This is a genomic window from Flavobacterium sp. (assembly GCF_043778725.1).
GTDB lineage: Bacteria > Bacteroidota > Bacteroidia > Flavobacteriales > Flavobacteriaceae > Flavobacterium.
On the sequence record NZ_JAYWFT010000073.1, the window covers coordinates 1 to 23,037 of the forward strand.

The 23,037-nt window shown below is 29.8% G+C and carries 22 protein-coding genes and 1 pseudogene; 7 read left to right on the top strand and 16 right to left on the bottom strand.

From position 1 onward, the window contains the following. Together ACH2CG_RS06495 and ACH2CG_RS06500 are read right to left on the bottom strand one after the other, a co-directional pair. A pseudogene (locus ACH2CG_RS06495) lies at positions 1 to 389 on the bottom strand (hypothetical protein); the annotation flags it as partial. 7 nt (positions 390 to 396) lie between these two features. Next, on the bottom strand, positions 397 to 891 hold the full coding sequence (locus ACH2CG_RS06500; RefSeq protein ID WP_395063461.1) for an RNA polymerase sigma factor: 495 nt from the start codon (positions 889 to 891) through the stop codon (positions 397 to 399). A 357-nt stretch (positions 892 to 1,248) separates the two neighbouring features. On the opposite strand from ACH2CG_RS06500, the gene ACH2CG_RS06505 reads away from it, so the two are divergent. Then, complete coding sequence (locus ACH2CG_RS06505) at positions 1,249 to 2,553, top strand: NAD(P)/FAD-dependent oxidoreductase (protein WP_395063392.1); 1,305 nt, start codon at positions 1,249 to 1,251, stop codon at positions 2,551 to 2,553. A 497-nt stretch (positions 2,554 to 3,050) separates the two neighbouring features. Here the strand turns inward: ACH2CG_RS06505 and ACH2CG_RS06510 are convergent, their stop codons facing one another. Beyond that, entirely contained in the window at positions 3,051 to 4,115 is a 1,065-nt protein-coding gene (locus tag ACH2CG_RS06510) for a DUF3810 domain-containing protein (RefSeq protein WP_395063394.1), read from the bottom strand. Positions 4,116 to 4,281: 166 nt separating this feature from the next. Here ACH2CG_RS06510 and ACH2CG_RS06515 point away from each other — a divergent pair, with 166 nt between their 5' ends. Beyond that, a complete protein-coding gene (locus tag ACH2CG_RS06515) occupies positions 4,282 to 5,745 on the top strand; it encodes an aminoacyl-histidine dipeptidase (RefSeq protein ID WP_395063396.1) in 1,464 nt (487 codons plus the stop codon). Between the two features lie 46 nt (positions 5,746 to 5,791). Here ACH2CG_RS06515 and ACH2CG_RS06520 read toward each other — a convergent pair whose 3' ends face one another. After that, positions 5,792 to 6,658, bottom strand: coding sequence for an AraC family transcriptional regulator (locus ACH2CG_RS06520; RefSeq protein ID WP_395063398.1), 867 nt, complete (start codon positions 6,656 to 6,658; stop codon positions 5,792 to 5,794). Between the two features lie 92 nt (positions 6,659 to 6,750). Between ACH2CG_RS06520 and ACH2CG_RS06525 the strand changes: the two genes are divergently transcribed. After that, a complete protein-coding gene (locus tag ACH2CG_RS06525) occupies positions 6,751 to 7,113 on the top strand; it encodes a DUF983 domain-containing protein (RefSeq protein WP_395063400.1) in 363 nt (120 codons plus the stop codon). A gap of 49 nt (positions 7,114 to 7,162) precedes the next feature. Here ACH2CG_RS06525 and ACH2CG_RS06530 read toward each other — a convergent pair whose 3' ends face one another. Then, complete coding sequence (locus ACH2CG_RS06530) at positions 7,163 to 7,996, bottom strand: alpha/beta hydrolase (RefSeq protein ID WP_395063402.1); 834 nt, start codon at positions 7,994 to 7,996, stop codon at positions 7,163 to 7,165. Between the two features lie 153 nt (positions 7,997 to 8,149). On the opposite strand from ACH2CG_RS06530, the gene ACH2CG_RS06535 reads away from it, so the two are divergent. Further along, entirely contained in the window at positions 8,150 to 9,202 is a 1,053-nt protein-coding gene (locus tag ACH2CG_RS06535) for a hypothetical protein (RefSeq protein WP_395063404.1), read from the top strand. Continuing rightward, positions 9,162 to 11,447, top strand: coding sequence for a hypothetical protein (locus tag ACH2CG_RS06540; RefSeq protein WP_395063405.1), 2,286 nt, complete (start codon positions 9,162 to 9,164; stop codon positions 11,445 to 11,447). The genes ACH2CG_RS06535 and ACH2CG_RS06540 overlap by 41 nt, the downstream gene beginning before the upstream one ends. A 119-nt stretch (positions 11,448 to 11,566) precedes the next feature. On the opposite strand, the gene ACH2CG_RS06545 is transcribed toward ACH2CG_RS06540, so the two are convergent. The 4 genes from ACH2CG_RS06545 to ACH2CG_RS06560 all read right to left on the bottom strand — a co-directional run bounded on the left by ACH2CG_RS06545 (position 11,567) and on the right by ACH2CG_RS06560 (position 15,511). Next, entirely contained in the window at positions 11,567 to 11,974 is a 408-nt protein-coding gene (locus tag ACH2CG_RS06545) for a hypothetical protein (RefSeq protein WP_395063407.1), read from the bottom strand. Between the two features lie 123 nt (positions 11,975 to 12,097). Then, positions 12,098 to 12,646, bottom strand: coding sequence for a PepSY-associated TM helix domain-containing protein (locus tag ACH2CG_RS06550; RefSeq protein ID WP_395063409.1), 549 nt, complete (start codon positions 12,644 to 12,646; stop codon positions 12,098 to 12,100). A gap of 5 nt (positions 12,647 to 12,651) precedes the next feature. Then, on the bottom strand, positions 12,652 to 14,832 hold the full coding sequence (locus ACH2CG_RS06555; RefSeq protein WP_395063411.1) for a TonB-dependent siderophore receptor: 2,181 nt from the start codon (positions 14,830 to 14,832) through the stop codon (positions 12,652 to 12,654). A gap of 172 nt (positions 14,833 to 15,004) precedes the next feature. Further along, positions 15,005 to 15,511 (bottom strand): DUF6265 family protein, encoded by a 507-nt coding sequence (locus ACH2CG_RS06560; RefSeq protein ID WP_395063413.1) that lies wholly within the window; start codon positions 15,509 to 15,511, stop codon positions 15,005 to 15,007. Between the two features lie 166 nt (positions 15,512 to 15,677). On the opposite strand from ACH2CG_RS06560, the gene prfA reads away from it, so the two are divergent. Next, positions 15,678 to 16,751, top strand: a complete 1,074-nt coding sequence (gene prfA, locus ACH2CG_RS06565; protein WP_395063415.1) for a peptide chain release factor 1 — start codon at positions 15,678 to 15,680, stop codon at positions 16,749 to 16,751. 68 nt (positions 16,752 to 16,819) lie between these two features. Here the strand turns inward: prfA and ACH2CG_RS06570 are convergent, their stop codons facing one another. The 7 genes from ACH2CG_RS06570 to ACH2CG_RS06600 all read right to left on the bottom strand — a co-directional run bounded on the left by ACH2CG_RS06570 (position 16,820) and on the right by ACH2CG_RS06600 (position 21,948). Then, positions 16,820 to 17,473: a DUF6565 domain-containing protein gene (locus ACH2CG_RS06570; RefSeq protein ID WP_395063417.1), complete on the bottom strand. Its 654-nt coding sequence runs from the start codon at positions 17,471 to 17,473 to the stop codon at positions 16,820 to 16,822. 51 nt (positions 17,474 to 17,524) lie between these two features. After that, positions 17,525 to 17,779, bottom strand: coding sequence for a YtxH domain-containing protein (locus tag ACH2CG_RS06575; protein WP_395063419.1), 255 nt, complete (start codon positions 17,777 to 17,779; stop codon positions 17,525 to 17,527). Positions 17,780 to 17,798: 19 nt separating this feature from the next. After that, positions 17,799 to 17,951, bottom strand: coding sequence for a lmo0937 family membrane protein (locus ACH2CG_RS06580; protein ID WP_395063421.1), 153 nt, complete (start codon positions 17,949 to 17,951; stop codon positions 17,799 to 17,801). 176 nt (positions 17,952 to 18,127) lie between these two features. After that, positions 18,128 to 19,129: a YihY/virulence factor BrkB family protein gene (locus ACH2CG_RS06585; RefSeq protein WP_395063423.1), complete on the bottom strand. Its 1,002-nt coding sequence runs from the start codon at positions 19,127 to 19,129 to the stop codon at positions 18,128 to 18,130. A gap of 11 nt (positions 19,130 to 19,140) precedes the next feature. Next, positions 19,141 to 20,925, bottom strand: a complete 1,785-nt coding sequence (locus ACH2CG_RS06590) for a CHASE3 domain-containing protein (protein WP_395063425.1) — start codon at positions 20,923 to 20,925, stop codon at positions 19,141 to 19,143. 1 nt (position 20,926) lies between these two features. Next, entirely contained in the window at positions 20,927 to 21,373 is a 447-nt protein-coding gene (locus ACH2CG_RS06595) for a response regulator (protein WP_395063427.1), read from the bottom strand. Between the two features lie 11 nt (positions 21,374 to 21,384). Then, a complete protein-coding gene (locus ACH2CG_RS06600; RefSeq protein ID WP_395063429.1) occupies positions 21,385 to 21,948 on the bottom strand; it encodes a helix-turn-helix domain-containing protein in 564 nt (187 codons plus the stop codon). Positions 21,949 to 22,195: 247 nt separating this feature from the next. Here ACH2CG_RS06600 and pyrF point away from each other — a divergent pair, with 247 nt between their 5' ends. Further along, the gene (pyrF, locus tag ACH2CG_RS06605; RefSeq protein WP_395063431.1) at positions 22,196 to 23,023 is read left to right on the top strand and encodes an orotidine-5'-phosphate decarboxylase; all 828 of its coding nucleotides are present in this window, start codon (positions 22,196 to 22,198) and stop codon (positions 23,021 to 23,023) included. Positions 23,024 to 23,037 lie beyond the last annotated feature (14 nt).

The window sequence follows — 23,037 nt, forward strand, 5'->3', positions numbered from 1 at the left end:
AGATTATACCAAACATAATATTTTACAGTTTTTCTTGTCTTTAATATGTCTTTCATCAACTGTTTAGTCGACGTTATAGTGGATATAGTTCTGTAATTTTTATAGAAAAAGAAAATAAAAACTGCAATAACAACATAGTTAAAAATGGTCAAGTATTTAAAGTAATCCATCAAATACTCATTATGTGTTTTAATCAAATACTCATCAGTATTATAAAAAACACTTATTGCTGTCCATAACAAAACTTCCAATATACTTATAATCAAAATCCACTTCACAATAGAAGACGACTTCTTGTGCAACATTTTATAAATCGCATCTTCCGATATTTGTTCAAACGAATTCGCGTTCTTTTTCCAATCTTTTTTCAATAAATCCAATTCTTCCATCATAATCTTACGGATTTAATATTTTTTTCAATTTACCTTTAATTCTATTCATCTTCACCCTTGCATTTACCTCACTTATTCCCAATGTCTCCGCAATTTCTGTATAATCTTTATCTTCTAGATACATAAAAATCAATGCCTTTTCAATATCATTCAACTGATGAACAGCCTGATACATCAACTTAATTTGTTCCTCCTCTTCCGTATTATAATCTTCCTGACTTATAAAAAAACTCTTGCTTTCATAATCCACCGTAGCAATACTTCGCGTACTTTTTCTATACAAAGTAATCGCCGTATTTAGCGCAACCCGATAAGCCCATGTAGAAAATTTAGACTCACCTCTAAACTTCGGAAATGCCTTCCAAAGCTGTATCGTAATCTCCTGAAACAAATCCTTGTGCGCATCCTCGCCCGAAGTATACAAACGACAAATCTTATGGATAATGTTCTGATTATCCTTAAGCTGCTTCACAAACGATTGTTCCAAACCCTCACTCATATCTACGTTAGTAATCCAATTATAGATTTTGTTACAAGATAAGCATTTTTTTTCAGGAGCGAATGGCTTGCGCATCTCTATAAACCTTTTTCCTGCTTTACATTACAATCTTTTATCAATTGCCTCGGGTATAAACCCGAGGCAATTAATAAAAGGATTTCCATTGCAATCAGGGCTAAACAGCCATCCATTTACATAAAAATCCATTTTCAAAACACAACTTTCCAAATCCAAAATTCGTGTAATCATCAAATAAATCAATTCGTGCAATCAATAACTTAAAAAAATCATGAAAATTCATGCAATTCGTGTAAAACATAAAATCTTCACTAACTTTGTAATTATACATTCCATAAAATGAACATACCAAATACCGATAAAAAAAGAGTAGTAATAGTAGGAGCAGGTTTTGCAGGTTTATCAATTGCCAAAAAACTACGCAACAAAAACCTACAAGTTGTACTTATAGACAAACACAATTACCACACCTTTCAACCACTTTTATACCAAGTAGCAACCGGCGGATTAGAAGCTGGTTCCATAGCATATCCAATCAGAAAAGTAATTCAGCAATATAAAGATTTCTATTTCCGACTAACATCCGTAAAAGAAATCGACACAGCAAACCAAAAAATAATCTCAGAAATTGGAGATCTTCATTACGATTATCTAATAATTGCAACCGGTTCCAAAACCAATTATTTTGGAAATAAAGAAATCGAACGCAATTCGATGTCCATGAAAACCATTCCGCAATCTTTAAACATTCGAAGTTTAATTCTAGAAAATTTCGAGCAAGCCGTTCTAACCACAGATCAAGCCGATAAAGATGCACTAATAAATTTTGTGCTAGTCGGTGGCGGACCAACAGGTGTAGAACTCGCAGGCGCATTGGCCGAAATGAAGAAAGCCATTCTACAAAAAGATTATCCCGATTTGAACATCGACAAAATGCAAATCAATTTAGTGCAAAGTGGCGACCGAATTCTGAACACAATGTCAGAGAAATCATCTACTGCAGCCGATAAATTTCTTGTCGATTTGGGCGTGAAAATCTGGAAAAATGTTCGCGTTACCAATTACGATGGACGAACCATCACAACCAATTCCGATTTAACTTTCGAAACCGCAACCGTAATTTGGACTGCCGGAGTTCAAGGCGCAAAAGTCGCAGGTTTAGATGCCAAATCTTTAGTAGAAAAAGTAGATAGAATTCGCGTAAATCAATACAATCAAGTAGTTGGATACAATAATATTTTTGCAATTGGCGATATTGCCTCAATGGAAACCAAAAATTATCCGCAAGGTCATCCAATGATGGCGCAACCAGCATTACAACAAGGCGATTTGTTAGGAGAAAATCTAATAAAATTATTAAAAAATCAACCTATGAAACCTTTCGAATATAACGATAAAGGTTCCATGGCAACAATTGGAAGAAATCTTGCCGTTGTAGATTTGCCCAAATATCATTTTAATGGCGTTTTTGCTTGGTTCGTCTGGATGTTTGTCCATCTTTTTTCCCTAATCGGATTTAAAAATAAAGCAGTAGTTTTCCTAAATTGGGTTTACAATTACATTCGTTTTGACCGAGAAGGACGATTGATTATCAGGCCATTTAAAAAACGAAGTTTTACTACTTTTACTAGTGATGAAGTTTAGTTTTATTTCCTGCAAGGTTTCCAAAACCTTGTAGGTATTAATCTGATACAGTACGTGATTTAATATTTTCAGATGAAAGAAATTTTAATAAAATATCGCTTTATATTAATTTTAGTGACTATACTTTTTTGTATTCTATTTTTAGAATCACCTTTTAATGGATTATATTATAGAATATCACCAATATGGATTTATCTATTAGTTACTTTTTTTAATTTGATTATTTATTTATTTCCAAATGATAAATTTATTATTTTGGAAAAAATTATTTATTCAATTATTATTTCAATAATTTCATTACTTGTTTCATTTTTATTTATTGAAAAAATACTCAGTTTATTGTATGGTTATGATTCAGATTATTATGATGAGTTGAAGTCACCACCAATTTTAAATAGTATCTTGTTTTATTTTTTATCAACAGCTTTTGGAGTTCTAATTTTTGAAATTTGGTTGAGAAATAAGAAATCTATTTATTGATTGCAAATCCCGAAACTTTACAACTCGTAACTTTTAGAATAATAATTAATCAGTAAATCCACAAACTTACTATAACTTTCAATACCATCTTTTTGCTGATTCATTTTTAAAAATTGATCGTAAAACGCATGAAACCCTTTGTCTATAAAAGTGTCATATTGTTTCCAAAATTCCTCACTTTCTTTATAATTTGCAAGAATTCCGGGATTTATTTTAGCTTTGAAATAATTGAATTTCTTTTCGTTTTTCATCCCAACATTGTTCATGCAATAACGCAACGCATTGGAATAAGCCGAATACTGGAAATACAAATCGTCGTTTTTTACACAAGCCAAAAATCCTATAAAATTACATTCACTTTCACTGGCGAAACCCATTTGATGCGCCATTTCGTGACAAATCACATTCGGAAAACCAACCATCGGAAGCTTATAATTTACCTGAGCTTCATTCGTAAACGGGTTCAAATAACCACCAAATCCCATATAAGTTAACGGCAAACTAAACAACGATTTCTTTCTACTAGGAATTTCATATTCAAAAAACGGATAGTGTTTCGCCAAAGCATCATAACCATTTTGCGTCATCTTAAAGATAGAATCTTGCGAATACGAATTGGTAACTTTCAGGTTTTTATTTTTTGTAATCTGATACTGAATTTCATTGGTTTTCAAAATTAATTTTTCAGTAAAAGCATACAAATCTTCATCAGAATACTCACGTTTGATACTCATTTTCTCAAAAAGTGGCTCACGATAATAATTAAATGCCCAAAGAAAATGAAACAGAAAATAAGCAACCGAAATAAAACTTAATACAGATAATAAATTATTTTTCCACTCTATTCTCCAGTTTTTTCTTGCGTTCCAAATTCGAACTAAAAGATAAACAATCAAAATTCCATACAAAACATCACCAACCGAAAACGGAATTTTTCCTAAAAGCGTTCGAGAAATTTTAGAAATAAAAACATACAAACCGTTGCTGTAAAATCGTTCTACAACTTCTGGAAAAAAAGCAATGAGTTTCAGAAATAAAATCTGAAATACTAAAAATATCGGTAGAATGTATTTGCGTTTCACTAGTAAATTTTGAAATGTAAATATAATCACAATATCAATTCGTAAAGAAATTAAACTTTGTAACTTTGTGTTCAGAATTTAAAAAACAAACTAAACCTATTTCGTGAAATTTCACAACCTAAATTATTCGTGAAAATTCTTGAAATTCGTGTAAAACAAAAACATAATGAGCCAAGAAATTAGAAACCTTGAACCAAAAGATCTTTGGAACAAATTCGCCGATTTAAACGCAGTTCCTCGTCCGTCTAAAAAAGAAGATCGAGTGATTGAATTCATGAAAAACTTCGGTACCAGTTTAGGATTAGAAACTTTTGAAGACGAAATCCGAAACGTAATTATTAGAAAACCTGCAACTGCCGGAATGGAAAATCGTAAAGCTTTGGTTTTACAAGGACATTTAGACATGGTGCATCAAAAAAATAACGATACCAATTTCGATTTCGACACACAAGGAATTGATATGTACGTTGATGGCGATTGGGTTCGTGCTCGCGGAACAACTCTTGGTGCCGATAACGGACTTGGAGTAGCAATGATTATGTCAATTTTAGAAAGTAAAACTATTGCACATCCAGCAATTGAAGCACTTTTTACAATTGACGAAGAAACCGGAATGACTGGCGCGTTAAACTTAAAAGGCGGAATTCTTCACGGTGATATTTTGCTAAATATGGACACTGAAGAAGACGATGAAATTGACATAGGTTGCGCAGGTGGAATTGACGTTACAGCTAATAGAAGCTACAATCTTGAAGAAACTCCTGAAGGTTCTGTTGGTTATTCAATTACGGTTAAAGGCTTAAATGGTGGGCATTCGGGAATGGATATTCACAAAGGTTTGGGTAACGCCAACAAAATTATGAACCGTTTATTGTTTGACGGATTTGAAAATTTCGGACTTCAAATAGCTGAAATTTCTGGTGGTAGTTTGCGCAATGCAATTCCGAGAGAAAGTGTTGCAAAAGTAATTGTTGCCGGAATGTACGATGAAGCTTTCGCATTTGATATGCAAGAAATTATCGGAGATATTAAAGCCGAATTCAAAACTACTGAACCAAATTTGACCATCGAAATCGAGAAGTCAGATTTACCAGAAAATGTAATGGATTTAGGCGTTCAAGAAGGTTTGTTGCGTTCAATTTATGCAGCTCATAATGGCGTTTACAGAATGTCTGCCGATATGGAAGATTTGGTAGAAACTTCTAATAATATCGCAAGAGTTATAGTGAAAGATGGCGAAATTTCTATCCAAAATTTAACACGTTCTTCAGTAGAAACTTCTAAATTTGATTTGGCAAATGCGTTGCGTTCTGCTTACGAATTGTTTGGTTGCGAAGTTACTTTTGGCGGAAGCTATCCTGGTTGGACTCCAAACGTAAAATCAGAAATTCTAGATGTTTTAACCACAATTTACGAAAAACAAAATGGAGAAAAACCAAAAGTAGTAGCTTGTCATGCAGGTTTGGAATGTGGAATTCTAGGAACAAACTATCCAGATATGGACATGATTTCTTTCGGACCAACCATTCACGGAGCACATTCTCCAGACGAAAGAGCTTCGATTAAATCGTCTCAGAAATTCTATAAATTTGTCTTGGAGATTTTAGAAAGTATTCCTGTTAAGAATTAAATTTTTTTACATTATTGAAAACTCGTTTAGCAATAAACGAGTTTTTTTATGAACTCAAATTGCGTCTGAAATCACTCGGAGAAATTCCATTTTCTTTTTTGAAAAGTTTGGCAAAATAGGAGTAGTTTTCAAAATTCAATTCGTCTGCAATTTGACTAATCGATTTGTTTTGATCGATTAAAAGTCGTTTTGCTTCTAGAATTACGCGTTCTGTGATTAACTGCGTAGCTGTTTTATTTAATATTGATTTGCAAATTCTATTCAGATGTTTCAAGGTAATACTCATTTTGGAAGCGTAAAATGATGGTGATTTTTCAGTTCTAAAAAACGTTTCAATTAATTTTTCAAACTGATTGATTTTATGATTGTAAATTGGTGTTTTATGATTGTTCTTGAGCAAGTATTTCCTCGAAACCTCAATGTTTATGATGTCTAACAAGTTTAAAATTTTATCTTTCTGCTTGGCTTTTCTAGATTCACTTTCTATTTTCATTAATTTAAAATACACCTCAATTTCCTGAAGTTCTTCTTCTTCAAAAAATAATTCAGGTTGCGATTTTACCGATTGATAAATAGAATAATCTTCTATTTTTTTGTTTCCAAAGTACAAATTATAAGTTTCCTGAGAATAAAAAACAATAAAGCCATCAATATCATTAGATAATTTCCAATTGTGAATTTGTCCCGGTTGTACTACAAATAAACTACCTCTTTTTATATTATAACTATCAAAATCTATTTCGTGAGTTCCTGTTCCGGCTGTAAATAAAACTAATAAATAAAAGTTGTGACGGTGCGGTTTTTCTATAAAACTATGTGCTTTTAAATGATTTTTAAACGAGTTTACATACAATTCGCTATTTACCGAATTGTAATTAAAATTAGAAATATCATATATTGGAGGTTTGTTCATTTATGTAAAAATGTCTTTTTTGTGTTAGTAATAGCGAATTTACAAAATGTTTTTGATACAGATATGAATTAACTTTGTAGAAAATTTAAGTCATGATAGCAACTATATCTCATATTTTAAAAAATGAATGTCCAAATTGCAATAAAGGAAAAGTTTTTGCCGACAAAAGTTTTTTCTTTAGTCTAGGATTTCCCAAAATGAACAGCAATTGCAGTCATTGTAATTACAAATTTGAAAAAGAACCAGGATATTTCTTCGGAGCTATGTTTGTTAATTATGCAATAACAGTTGGTCAGGCTTTAATAACTTTTTTTATCGCTTCACAGTTTTTTGATAAAATTTTTGATTTTAGAGTGCTATTTATCATAGGTTTTGTAATTCTAGCTTTAAGTTTTTTCAACATCCGTTTATCTAGGATGATTTGGATTTATGCCTTTAAAAATTATCAAAATTGATTTGGAAAAATAATTGAAATCTCAAATAGAATCTAGCGAGTTGATTAAATTAGTTATTCTTTTTCATAAAATCAATAATCTCATTAAACCGATTGCTCCACGGAAATATATATTGTGTAATCATAGGAACGTGTTTTTTATTAAGAACAATTGGCTCTACACTAGGTTGAAATTTATGAAGTTCTTTTAAAAAGCGTTCGTTAGAAACTTTAATACTTTCGTAAGTTTTACTTCCAGTATAAATCATGAATAGAGGCGTATTTTTATCTAAAAAATAAATTGGCGATGCATCTTTCCATTTATCAGGATTGTTAGACCAAGTAGCCAAATAATTATCTTGATCTGTCGGAGGAAATTCTTCTAGATAGTGTTTCATGTCTAAACCTGCAGCATCATTTAAAATAATTCCTTTTACTATAGATTTGTCTTTTAAATATTTTGGATTGGTACCAACCAGAGCAACCAAATGTCCGCCTGCAGAATGTCCTGTTAAGAAAATTTCATTCGGATTTCCTTTATATTTTACTATATTTTGTTTCGTCCATTCAACAGCTTTTGCAATTTCAATTGCCATTTCGTTGTAGCTTGCATTCGGACTCAAAGTATATCCAACAATTACCGTTGTAACTCCTTTTTTGGCAAAATTTCTTCCAAAAAAACCATACATTTTTTTATCTCCAGAATTCCAATTTCCTCCATGAACAAATACCAAAACTGGATTGTCTTGATGTTTTGAATTTCTTGGAGAAAAAATAGTTAATGTTGGTTTTTCTTTACCCGAATTATCATCGGCTAAATAAGATATATTTTTATACTTTTTTGAAGCACAACTGGAAAGAGATAGTAGTATTGAAAGGGAAAGGATAGTTATTTTATAGCGCATTTTTTATATTATTTTACATTGTAATATACGATAGTTTTCTAGATTTTGGTTTGTGTAATTTTGATTAAAAAATAGTTATAGCTTTTTGCAAAATATAAATTTAAATATATAATTTTAATACGAATTTACGTTATATAAAAAATCACTAATCCAATGAAAAAAATGTTGCTTTTAGGAATGCTTTCTGTGTTCCTTTTTTCGTGTAAAAATGATAGTAAAGTACAAAATGTTGAACGTGCTTTTTATTATTGGAAAAGTGATGCCTCTAGTTTTGAAGATCCAGAACAAAAATTGATAGATACTTTAAAAATAAAAAAACTTTATATCAAATTTTTTGAAGTGAAACATGATGAAACTATGGGCAACATACCAATTTCTAAAACTGATTTTTATAGTAATATGTGGTATGATTCAAGTAAAAAAAAGAATAATTTGATTATTGTTCCAACAGTGTTTATTAAAAATGATGTTTTTATTAAAAGCAGCCAAAAAGAGATTGATACTTTGGTTAGTAATGTAAATCATTTAATTTCAAAATTTTATAAAGAAAAATTTTCTAATTATAATAATTATAAAGAAGTACAAATTGATTGCGATTGGACTTTAAAATCTAAAGATAATTATTTTTACTTTCTTAAAGCATTAGCTACTTTATCTAAAAAAGAATTGAGTTGCACACTGCGATTATATCCCTACAAATACAGAACGAAAATGGGAATTCCTCCAGTAAAAAGAGCTACTCTTATGTGTTATAATTTAATTCAGCCTTTTTCTGACGATTCTAAAAATTCCATTTTAGACATTAATGAATTAGATTCTTATCTTAATGTTGATGAGAAATATCCGTTGCATTTGGATGTGGCATTGCCTTTATTTTCTTGGGCACATCATTATCAATATGATGAATTTAAAGGATTTGTTAATCTCGACAAAACCTTTTTAAAAGAAGCTTGTATTAAAAAAACTGATTTATGGTTTGAGGTTATAAAAGATACTAGTGCAGATAATGTTTATTTTAGAATTGGCGATAAAATAAAATATGAAGATGTCTCTCAAAAAAATATTACTGATGCCATTAAGAAGTTAAAAAGTAACTTGAAATTTGATAAAACAACAACGATTACTTTTTTTCATTTAGATTCAACAATTTCAAACAAATTCAATTATGAAACGATTAGTGGTTTTTATACTTCTTTTAGTAATTAGTAATCCCTTAAAAGGATTTGCTTGCTATTTTTATCCTTATGGTGAGGATATTCGTTTCAGTATTTTTAGTCCAGACAACTTCAAATATGATGGTTTTAGAACTTATAATTATACAGCTACTTATTTTTATGAAGAGAATTACACCACTAATTTAGATAGAGTAACAGAAAATGATTTGCTATGGTTTGATTATTGTCATAAATCAATTCCGATTAAAGAAATAAAAAAAGCAATTTTTGAAATTGATATTACAGAAGTTTCTGCGAATTCTAAAAATCGATTTATTCAATATTTATTTAAACAAAAGGATTTTCAAACCATAAATTATCTTCTTTTTGCTAAGGATTTAGAAAAGATAAATCCAGATAGTGATGACCTTTGGGAAAATAATAATGAGCTGCAAAATAAATTTAGGAATAAGAAAATTGACGAGGCATTTAAAAGAATTGGTTTAATAAATAATAGTACTCTAAAAAAGAGATACTATTATCAAATTTTTAAATTGCTCTCTTACATGGATGAGCAAGATAGAACAATAGCGCTGTTTGAAAAATATTCTAAATTATATAAAACTACCGATTTTTTAGATAATTGGGTTTTGTTTTATAGGATGAATGCAGAAAATGACAATGTAAAAATGAATTATCTTGCTGCTCAAGTTTTTGCAAGAGGAACTGATAATAAATTTGATATAAAATGGTATTTCAATAAAAACATTCCGATTGATAAAGTAGTAAAGTTTGCTAAAAATAATCAAGAAAAAGCTAACATTTATGTTTTATATTCCTTTAGAAAAATTGATCAAAATCTAGACAATTTAAAAAAAATACAGCAATTTGATACAAAAAATCCAGGTTTATGTTTTTTGCTTTTAAGAGAAATAAATAAAATTGAAGATTGGGTTTTAACACCAACTTACACCATGTATTTGCCAACTTTACGCGAGGATTATTGGGAGAATAGTAATGAAAAAAGAATTTTAAGCCGAGTAGAAGTTGATAGAAAATATGCCGCTAAAGTACTTCAATTTGTAAATTCAGTTGATTTAAATTCTGTTAGTGATAAAGATTTTTGGTTGTTATCTAAAGCCTATTTAGAATTTTTAACCAAAGATTATGCGACTGCATTTAAAACGTTAAATTCCTTTCACACCAAATTTAAAGATGAAAAAATTATTAGACAATATAATATGATTAAAGCTTTGATCTTAACTGCAAATCAAGATAAAAAAACTGCCAAAATTTTAACTTCAATAGAAAATACAATTAGAATTGAATGTAAAAATAAAAATTATAGTTTTCTTTTTGGACTCGCTAAAGAGTTGGAAATTCTTGAAGACAAGGTTGATGCTGCCTTTTTAATTTCTAAAATTAAAAATAATGAATATGAAAATTCTTCTATTTATTGGAAATCTAGAAGCGGTAAAGTAACGCTTTACGATGATTTTTATGATGATTGGTATGGATATATTGATGCAGAACTATCTACTAGTGATATGCAAACTTTGATAAATACAATAAATTTGAAGGCATTATCAGAATTTGAAAAATGGAAAATTAATGATTTAAAAGCGCAACCCAACAAAATCAATGATTTGATGGGAATTAAGTATATGAAAGATGATAATTTGAAATTGGCATACCATTATTTCGCTAAAGTAGAAAAGAATCATTATACAAATGCATCTTTATTTAATGAAAATCCGTTTTATAAAATTAAAGGGTATATGAATTTTGATAAATCGAAAGGCTTTGATAATCTTACCAAGTCAAAAGTTGTTTTCAACTTAATGCATTTGATTAAAAAGGTCGAAAATAAAACTTACAAAGAAAGAAATAAAGATTTATTTTTAATTGCAAATTGTTATTATAACATGACTTATTATGGTAATTCATGGATGATGAAACGCATTAGCAGAACTGCAAATCGTGATTCAAATTGTGATGATGATTTAGATTATTACCGTTGTCATAAAGCAAAAGAATATTATATAAAAGCTCTGGAGAGTTCTAAATCTAAAAAATTTAATGCGCTTTGTACTTACATGATAAGTAAATGCGATGCTAGGGAAAAAGAGTTTTTCTTGTTTAAGAAGTATGAAAAGTATTACTATGTAGCAGATGAAGAATTAAGTAAAGTTAATGATGACGCATTTTCAAATTTCAAAAATAAATATCCTGATGAGTACTATGAAATGATGTCTAATTGTGAAATTTTCTCAGTTTACTTCAACTCAAGTAGGTAAAAAAACTCCAAAATAATTTCGGAGCTTTTCAATTTCATACAAAATCAACAATGATACTATCAATCTGGATAAAGCCAGTTTAAATCTTAATTTCCATAAATTGCTGTCAGCGTTAATAATTATTCCATTCTAATTAATTTTCCTGTATTGATTGTAATATTTAACTGTTTTGTGAATGTTGTTCTAAAACTTATAGTATCTAGATCACTTTCTTCAAATTCTATAATTGTATAACCTTTCGGTTTTATATTATTTAATTCTGCCCTTGGATGTGAAAAATAAAAATCTTGAAGGTAAATAATTGTTTTTGAATTTCCGTAAGATATTCTCGAAATTCCGCCTTCACAAATTTTATTTTGACCCTGTGTTTTAGTATAGTTGTTCTCTTTTAAATTAATAACACAATCAGTTTCTATATTTGGATAATATTTTTTGTCATAAACAACTTTATATTTTCCAGAGATTCGAAATGGAAGTTGAAAACTAAATAATAGTATTATTAAAAATGCGATAAAATATTTTTTCATATTTTCTTTTTTTTTATTATTCTTGAAACCATCTTTACTAACATACATTTAAGCAGTAAACAGCTTTTTACACTTTCTAAATATACAAAAAAAAGCTCCAATATAAATTGGAGCTTTTCAACCTTAAACAAATAACAAAATCAACAATGGCACTATTAATCCGGCCAAAGCCAGTTTCCAGCCACGTTTTCCAAAAGTATTTTTTCCTACTTTAATCATAATTGCGCCTGTAATTGCAATTGTTATCAGTGAAATACCGAAAATATCTGAGTAATAAATCCACCAGTTGGAAGTCGTTTTATGCAATTTCATCGTTTGACTGATGATAGGAGTTTTACTAAAAGCAACAATTTCACCTTTACCCGTTTTCATGTCAATTTCTACATCGTGTTTTTCAAAAGAAATCTTGAAAGTTCCTTTCTTTACATTGTGACGACGTATTTTATCATCAATTCCTAAGGTTTTGCCCAATTCTTCTGCATACTTTTCATTAATGTTTTCTTCTGCTGGAAGTTTTACAAAAATAGCTTTAGTTTCTACAGTATATTTTTCTGGATGCCAGCTTTCGCGGTGGTTCATTAAAATACCTGAAAAGGCAAACGAAATTATTAATCCGATATAAAAATATCCCAAATCGCGGTGTAAGTTTCTTGCTTTTAATGGTGAAATCATAGGTGTTAAAATTTATATTTTAGTGATGTTAATACTTGTCTTGGAGCAATTGGATTTACACTATAATTTTCATGAACAGTATAATTCAATTCGTTTGTAACATTAGATAGTTTGCACAATATTGAAAATTTATTCCAAGTATATCCAACAGAAAAATCTACAGTAGTATAATCTGATAGCGGAATAGTTCTATCGCCAAGAGTTGCAGCTTGATTGATAGTATTATTGTATCCACCAAGTCTTTCTCCAATATAGTTCGCAATTGTACCCACAGACAAGCCTTTTAATTTTCCTGATGGAATGGTATAAAAAGCACTTAAATTAGCAGTATTTTGAGGTGTTCTAACCAATCTATCGCCTTCAATAAAACTTCCTGTTGCACCAGTAGTTTTGCTGTATTCCATGTTATTAAAACTATATCCGGCCATAATGTTTAACGATTCTGATGCTTTTACAGCTAGATCAACTTCAATACCTTTACTTGTTGTTTCACCGCTTAAAGATTTTACATTTGTGTTGGTATTTATAGTTCCATCAGCATTAAATTCGGCAGTTTGAGATAAATTACTGTTTACAATTTGATATACTGTTACATTAGTACTCAAGATTCCTTTCCAAAAATCATTTTTCACACCAATTTCATATTGGTCTATTAGTGAAGGTTTTAGTGCTTCGTTAAAAATTGTTATACCAGTATTTGGGGTAAATGAATTGGAATAGCTAGTAAAAAATGTTGTGTTTTTAGTAGGTTGATAAATTAAACCGACTTTTGGAGAAAACGCATGATCATTTCTTATTGTTTCATCAACAACTGTATTGGCTACTAAATTATAAGTTACAGGTTTTGTCTCTTGTATTGAATAACGAATTCCTGCTAAAACTTTAAATTTGTCTGTTAACGAAATTAAATCTTGCGCATAAATTCCATATCTATTAGTTTCAGTTTTTACAATTCTAGTATTTGTTGCTTGCGGAATATCGGAACGCTGTGGGTATAAGTCTAAATTGTAGATGTTTACCAAATCATAATTTGCAGGAGTAAAAGTAAAAGTATATGCATCTGCAAATGAATTTTCGGCATCAACTCCAGTAAATAATTGGTGTTTGATTTTTCCAGTATTAAAATTTCCTTGAAGAGAAATTTGTTGACTAAAAATTTCTTCTACAGCTTTGTTTTTTCCTAAAGGTCGGTTCCAATCACCATTTGCTGCGGGTAAAACACGTTCTGTTCCTTCAGATGTTCTATTATAATTTTGATAAGAAGTGTTAAAATTTAATTTCCATTTTGAATTAAATTGATGGTTTACTAACGCCGAAACTGTTGCTTGTTTAGTATTTCCGTTTGACCATTTTGCTCCCAAATAAGTATTTCTTGGAATGTTTGCCACTTCACGACCAATAGATCCTGAACCAAAATCGGGTGTCCAATCATCGTTAAGATAATCTCCTTGCAAAGTAATTTCGGTTTTTTCACTTACTTTAAATAAAAACGACGGATTAACATAATAACGTTCTTTTTTTACAACATCACGAAAACTTTCAGAATTTTCATAAGTACCAACAAAACGATAAGCAATACTTTTATTCAATGGACCATAAATATCTAAAGACGGTTTGTAAAAATTATAACTTCCGGCTTGCATGCTAATTTCGCCACCTTTTTTAAATAATGGAGTTTTTGTTACCATATTTAAAATTCCTCCAGGAGCAACATTTCCGTACAAAAGTGCTGAGCTACCTTTCAAAATTTCTACTTTATCTAATGATGCAACTTCTGGAATAGAACCACCATTGAAACGAAAACCATTTTTAAACATATTGTTGGCTGTCATGTCATAACCTCTAGACCAAAAAGATTCTTGTGCGCCACCACGAGCTGAACCAACATAAACTCCGTTTGCATTTTTTACAACATCACTCAATCTAACGGATTGTTGTTGCTCTATTACAGCGCCCGAAATGACTTGAACACTTTGAGGTAAATCCATTGGCTTAATGCCTGAACGAACCACTGTTGCTTGATTTTTTTGTTTAGAAATGACTATTACTTCTTTAAGAATTTCACCTTTTTTATTTTTTACTGTGTCATTAACAGCATAAAGGTCTTCATTGTTTTTAGTTTCTTGAGCGAAACTTGAGGCACTTGATAAAAGTGCTAGGGCTGAGAGTAAACTATATTTGTACATTTATTTGGAATAATTAAAAATAACGATGCAAATATATATACGAAAAATGAATCTACAAAGTTTATTTAGAATAAATATAAATAATATTTTTAATTATTTGATTTATTGAAATTTAGAAACAAAAAAAAACTTGCTCAAAGGCAAGTTTTTTATATGCATAGTAGAAAAAATATTATTTTTCCTTAGTCATTGGATAACTTTCTACGGCTGGCTTTCCCTTTAGTTTTCCAGAAATGGTTGCTATAATACTTCCGTCTTTTATCAATTTATATTGAATTTTTTGCGGATAATCATGCTTTGGATTTTCAAAAACTAACAAGCTATCTTCGTCAGTTGTCATTTGAAGCGAAACAGGAACATCGTTGTTTTCACCTTTAACGGTTACATTATACAATAGGTGTTCTTGGTCTTGAGTTAATTCAATTTTCTCACTGTGAATTGTGTCTTTTTCGTTTTTAATATAATAGGATTCTCCTATAAAAGTACTGTCGTCTTGGGTTTTCCAAATTTCTTTCAAAGTTCCTAAAGTGTCGTTTTTTTTCCATTCGCCAAGCATCCATTTGGCTTTACCTAATTCATCATAATCTTTAATGATGTTACCATTTGCATCATATTTATTGCAAGAAACGAGACTGATGATTAAAAATGCAAATAACAAACTTATAGTTTTTGATTTCATATTTTATGGGTAAAATTAAAACGTAAAAATACTAAAAATACCGTGTTAAGTATGTTTTTTTGCAAGCGAAATTCTATTCTGAACTATTTTATACAAATTTGTGAAATTCGTGTTTACATTTCTGCAATCTTTTCACTAATTTTGCACTCCAAATAAAGAATACAAAATGTTAGATAGACTTCAATATGTAAAACAACGTTTCGACGAGATTTCGGATTTGATTATTCAACCCGATGTGATCAGCGATCAAAAACGTTGTGTTCAACTAAATCAAGAATATAAAGGTTTAAAAAATCTGATGGAGAAACGTGAAGAATACGTAACTCTTGATGCTAATATTAAAGAAGCTAACGAAATTTTAGCCGATGGAAGTGATGCAGAAATGGTAGAAATGGCCAAAATGCAACTAGACGAAGCTAAAGATCGCTTGCCAGAGTTAGAAGCAGAAATTAAATTTTTACTGATTCCTAAAGATCCAGAAGATGCAAAGAATGTTATGGTTGAAGTTCGTGCCGGAACTGGTGGCGATGAAGCTTCAATTTTTGCAGGAGATTTGTTTAGAATGTACACTAAATATTGTGAAGCTCGCGGCTGGAGAACTTCGGTTGTTGATATGAACGAAGGAACTTCTGGCGGATTTAAAGAGGTGATTTTTGAAGTTACTGGTGAAGATGTTTATGGAACTTTAAAGTTTGAAGCTGGTGTTCATCGTGTGCAACGTGTTCCTCAAACAGAAACTCAAGGTCGTGTTCATACCTCTGCAGCAACGGTAATGGTATTGCCAGAAGCAGAAGAATTTGATGTTCAAATTGATATGAACGATGTTCGTGTAGATTTTTTCTGTTCATCTGGACCTGGAGGACAATCTGTAAATACTACCAAATCGGCTGTTCGTTTAACACACATTCCTACTGGTTTAGTGGCACAATGTCAAGATCAAAAATCGCAACATAAAAATAAAGATAAGGCTTTTACAGTATTGCGTTCTCGTTTATATGAACAAGAATTGGCAAAAAAAGACGCAGAAGATGCAACTAAGCGTACCTCTCAAGTAAGTTCAGGTGACCGTTCGGCAAAAATTCGTACTTATAACTATGCACAAGGTCGCGTTACCGATCACAGAATTGGTATGGATATTTTTGATATGGATGGTATTATGAATGGAAAAATTCAAAAACTTATTGATGAACTTCAATTAGTAAACACCACCGAAAAATTAAAAGAAAACGAGGTTTTTTAAAAATAAAAAAAACAGCGAAATACTAAAATTTCGCTGTTTTTAACCCAATTTTAAACAATTTAACCTAACTAATTTTTAGCGTTAGCATTTTCTTCATTTTTTGCTGCAATTCGATTTAATTGATACATTGGAGCAAATTTTAATTTTAATCCAGCAATTTTCATATTGTCACCGCTGGTTAATCCTTCTTTTTCAACTGTATTTTTTCTAGAATCAAGTGCTTCATATTGCATCTTTATTTCATCCCAATCTTCTCTTGAGTACTTGTTTTTATTTGCAGAAACGGTAGTCACAAATTGAGTATATACATCTAGAATGTTGTCTTTATTTACCCATTCAAACTTTGTGTCGTTCTTGATGTAATCAATTCCAAATAAATCTTTGTTCCTTATTAACTTAATGTCTTTAGCATCCAATAAAGATTTTTTTTCAACTACTTCTTTTTTAAAAGTTTCATATTTTACTGTAGATGTATTGATAATGCGATCTAACATAGATTTGTCTTCTAGTTTATCAACTTCAATATTTAGCTCGTCTGTTTTTTTGTCAAAATCCTTTTCAATTTCATCCCACTTTGCCGCAGCTGCATCTGAACCACCATTTATTAAAGAATCTATATATTTCACATAATTATTTGCGAGCAATTCAGTTCTTTTTTCTTGTTCACTTTTGCAAGAAGTGAAGGCAACTAGAATTAAAAATAATCCTAGTAGTTTAATCATCTTTTTCATAGCATTTTTTATATTTATAGTATGATTATAAAAGCTAATGTACTATAATAAACTAGCTTTATTTATGTCTTTTAAATTTTCAATATTTGCTTTTTCTTCTTCAATCAATACTTTGGCACCATTTTTAAAACTAGCGACTTTATCAGAAAAATTAATTGCAGAATCTTTTAAATCACTTCCTTTATCTCTAATTTTTTTTCTTGTTTCACTTCCTTTTGCAGGAGCAAATAAAACTCCTAGTAGTGCGCCAACTGCTGCTCCACCAAGAATTCCTAATACTACATTACTATTTTTCATAATCTTTTAGTTTCTTTTGTTAAACACTTTTACCTTTTATTAATCGTAATAGAATGGCTATTACAGCAATTACCAACAAGATGTGAATAATGCTTCCTACGCTGTAAACGAAAAATCCTAATGCCCATAATATGACTAATATTACGGCTACGGTATATAATAAATTTTGCATGATAATGTTGTTTTATAGGTTATATATTTATTTTATTAATTTGTACAAATTTCCGTTAGATATGGTGTTTTTTCGTTACATGATATTTTTTTTTAGTTATACTATTACCATGTTGGTTGTTCTATAAAAAAAAACTCTCCTTAAAAAAGAGAGTTTTATTTGTAAAATAAGACGAATTAATTGGATTTTTTATCTTCCGAATTAATTGTTTTAATTTGTACCTCGTCTGCATTTTTAATTTCTTTACGTTCTTCGTCTGCATTTTGAATTGTTGCAGAAGTTAATGGAATTTCTACTTTTTGAACAATCTCTGCAAATTCTGATGGTTTTATAGGAGATGCAAATTTTACGGCATAACATTTAGAAAATTCGGCGCCAAAATATAATATTACCGATGAGTAATAAACCCAAACCATTAAAATTACAAACGATCCGGCTGTGCCATACATTGATGAAATATTGGCTTTTGTGATGTAATAAGAAATTAAAAATTTTCCTGTCATAAATAAAATTGCTGTTGTAAAAGACGCTACTCGTACTTGTTTCCAAGAAATTTTTGCGTCTGGAAGAATTGCAAATATGGATCCAAACAACAACGTTATTATGATTGATGTAATTGCAAAATTTGAAATATAAATAAGATAAACCCCAGTTTTTGATAAGGATGAAAAGAGTTGTTGGCTAACAAAATCTAAGATGGCAGAAAATCCTAATGAAACTAATAATATAAATCCTAAACTGCCAATAACGCCAAACGACAATAAACGAGATTTAAGATACAACCAAAAACCCGATTTTAATTTAGGACGAATACTCCAAATGGTATTTATTGAATCTTGAATTTCGGCAAAAACGGAAGTAGCTCCAATTATTAAAGTGCAAACACCAATAATTCCAGCCAAATTACTTTTGTTGGATATGCTTAGTCCTTTTATCATAGCTTGTAATTGTCCAGCAGCATTAACTCCAATAAACTCTTTTGTTTGACCAAATATAGCACCTTCAACAGCTTCTCTACTTAGAAAAAGATCGCATAAATATAAAATTACAAGCAATAATGGCGCCATTGAAAATACGGTTGTATAAGCAAGTGACGCACTCATTTTAAGTATTTTATGTTCAAAAAATCCATGAAAGGTGTCTTTGAAAACTTCTAAAAGCAGTTTTATTTTGAACATTTCAGTTTTTTTTAAGAGGTTGGAAGATAAACTGTAAATAGTGAACCTTCATTAGGATTTCCTTCTGCAAAAATATACCCTTTATGATTTTCAACAATTTTTTTGCAAATTGCCAATCCTATTCCTGTGCCATCATATTGGTTTTTATTGTGAAGTCTATTGAAAAGGATGAAAATTTTATCGGCATATTCTTGCTCAAACCCAATTCCGTTGTCTTTAACTGTAATTTTATAATATTTATCTTTGTTTTTTGGCAGCAAAGGTTCACTTTGTGAAACAATTAATGAACTATTAATTACAATTGATGGCGTAACATTTTCGCTACTATACTTTAAAGAATTACCAATAAGATTTGTAAAAAGTTGCTGTATTTGAAACGGAATAACTTTTAAATGGGGCAAATCATTACTATCAATGGTTGCTTTTTTGTCTTCTATAGTTTGAGCAAGTTCTTGTTTGGCATTGTCCAATAAGTCATTTAAATTGGCAAATTCAAATATTTTTTCGGTTTTATTAGTTCTTGAAAATTGTAGTAAATCATCAATAAGAATGCGCATTCTGTTCGCCGATGATTGAATTTTGGATACATATTGTTGCCCAGATTCTGACATTTTATCATAATCTTTATCAATTAATCTCGAAATAAAAGTTTCTATCTTTCGTAATGGTTCTTGTAAGTCATGACTAGCAATATAGTTAAAAGCAGTTAATTCTTTATTATTAGCTTCCAATTCTCTATTTCTTTCTTCCATAAACTTGTTTGCAAATACCTCTTCTGTTACATCAGTTGTTGTACCGATATAGGTTTTATGTCCTAACAAATTTTCTAGCATTCTACCTAATGCCCTAAAATATCTAATCTCACCATCTTTTCTTATAATTCTATATGTAAAAGCTGGAAGATTATCACTTTCAAACATTATTTTTGCTCGCTCTTTTACAGATTCTACATCTTCAGGATGGATAAATTTAATAAATTCATCTACACCAGCATTAAATGATTGAGGTTCGCAACCTAAAAGACGGTATTCATTGTCTGAATAGATGAATTTATTGGTCTCTAAATTGAGTTGCCAACTGCCAAATTTCCCAACTATTTCTGCCATACTATTGGCTTCATTTGCCACTAAAAGAGTGTTATTTGCCTTTTTTAGTGCAATTAAATCTGTATTCATTTTTATGAAAGCAATTGTTATCATAATTAGTGTTACCAATAATGTCAAATAAATGAATAGTGGCGTGTAACTCATCATGTTTTCATAATTTTTTTGTCTACTGTGCAACAAGTTTTTTTCGGTTTGAATCATGTTTTCAACCTTAATTCGCACGGTGTCCATTACTGCTTTTCCTATAAGTAAGTTTCTATTTAAATCTGACCTTTGATATTCATCTTGTTGAATTAAATAGATAGATTTAGATAAATAATTTTGCCTTTTATTGATATAAAACAAAAGCTTTTTTAAGTTACTTTGTTGCGTTCTACTGTTTTTAGTTAACCTTGTAATGTTATTATAAGATTTTTTTATCAACCCTTTAGAGTTGTAATATGGTTTTAAAAAAGTTTCATCTCTAGAAATAATGTAACCTCTTTGTCCTGTTTCTGCATCTTTAATATAAGACAAAAGTTTTTCTAGTTCCATATTTACTTCATAGCTGTTGGTAACCCAAATAGAAGATTTTTTTAGAATGGTAATGTGCTTAAAAGTTACGCCTCCTATAAAAAATATTATGGCAATAGAGAGCACAAAAATTATTTTAAGAAATAATGGCGATTTATGAAGTTGAAATGCTTTCATTTTACATTCTCAATAAAAAATTATCTTTGTTTAAACCCGACGTATGATATTGCCAATTAATAGTAACAACATCTGAAAGTATTTTTTTTAAAGTGTTAAAATCGTTTGGTTTTTTTATATAAATATTAGCGCCATTAACAAATGTTTCTTCAATATGCTCTTCAGACGAAGATGTCGAATAAATTGCAATAGCAATGTCTTTAAATCTATTGTTTTTCTTGATTTCCAACAAACATTCAACACCATTTTTTCTTGGCATGTTTAAATCTAAAAATAATACATTGGGTAAAATAGAATTTGCATCGTTTAGATAATCCATTAATTCTACACCATCATTAAACGTACTAACTTTTGTGTTAATTTTTAATTCGCTAAAAGCATCTGTAAAGAATAATCTGTCGTCTTCATCGTCATCTGCAAGTGTAATATTGATAAAATCTGTTGTCATAAATGGGAAGTTTAGAGGTTGGTTTTGTTAGAAATTTCTCGCCTTTTAATAATAATTCTTTGAAAAGCAGAAGGTGTAATTCCTGTAGTATTTTTAAATTGTGTACTTAAATGGGCAACACTCGAATAATTTAGTCGATATGCAATTTCAGTCAAGCTCAATTGATTGTTAATAATAAGTTGTTTAGCCAATTCAATACGTTGAATAATAATAAAATTTTCAATAGAGGTATAGGTCACATCCGAAAAAATATTGGAAATATAACCATAACTATGATTTAATTTATCAGCTAAATATACCGAACTTTTTACGTTTAAAGGTTGATCACTATTGACCATTTCAATGATTGTATCTTTTATTTTTTGAACCAAAACACTTTTTTGATTTTCAACAATATCAATTCCATATTGCTGAAAAGTTGCAGTAATTTCTCTGATTTTTTCTTCAGAAACGTTTTCTAAAAAATCAAATTCACCAAATCCAATAATGTTAAACTTATAGCCAAGTTCCGTTAGTTTTTCTTGAAGTATTTTTTTGGTAAGTAAATTATAATCAAATTTTAAATAGACTTTCATAGTTAGAACTGTTTGTTTGTGTAAAGCTATCACAAAAAAGATAAAAAAAGGTTGTAATAAAAATAACTAATAAATTATAAACCAATTAATCCTATTTTATGTATAATTCTTACAAATGTTTTTTCACAATATTACAAAGGTAGCTTTTAGAAAATAATAAGTGTTATATAATTTTTTCAGATTGTTACACTATTTTAATTTTTATTGATTGGATGTTTGTAATTTTGCACAACAACTAGATTAAACAATGACAACACAACAATTAATTGAACAAATTTTGCTTAAAAAATCGTTTCTATGCATAGGTCTAGATGTCGATTTAACTAAAATTCCACAACATTTATTAGAATTAGAAGACCCAATTTTCGAATTTAATAAAGCCATTATTGACGCCACTCACGATTTATGTGTTTCCTACAAACCAAACACTGCTTTTTACGAAGCTTATGGTATAAAAGGCTGGCAATCATTACAAAAAACAATTGACTACATCAACGAAAAATATCCTCAACTTTTCACAATTGCCGATGCTAAACGTGGTGATATTGGAAATACATCATCAATGTATGCCAAAGCTTTTTTTGAAGATTTAAAGTTTGATAGCGTTACAGTTGCACCCTATATGGGAAAAGATTCCGTTGAACCTTTTTTAGCTTTCCAAAACAAACATACTATCATGTTGGCATTAACGTCTAACGAAGGAGCATTTGATTTTCAAACTAAAAGTCTTGACGGAAAAGAATTATATAAAGTAGTAATTGAGACTTCAAAAACTTGGAAAAACTCAGAAAATTTGATGTACGTAGTAGGAGCAACCAAAGCCGAATATTTCACAGAAATTAGAAAAATAATTCCTAATAGTTTTTTATTAGTTCCCGGAGTTGGCGCGCAAGGCGGAAGTTTACAAGAAGTTTGTAACTACGGAATGAGTGATACAATTGGACTTTTAATCAATTCCTCCAGAGCAATTATTTATGCTTCCAACGGAACTGATTTTGTAGAAAAAGCAAGAAGAGAAGCCTTACAAATGCAACAAGAAATGGAAGTGATTTTAAATAGTAAAGTTTCAAAATAAAACGTATTTTTTAA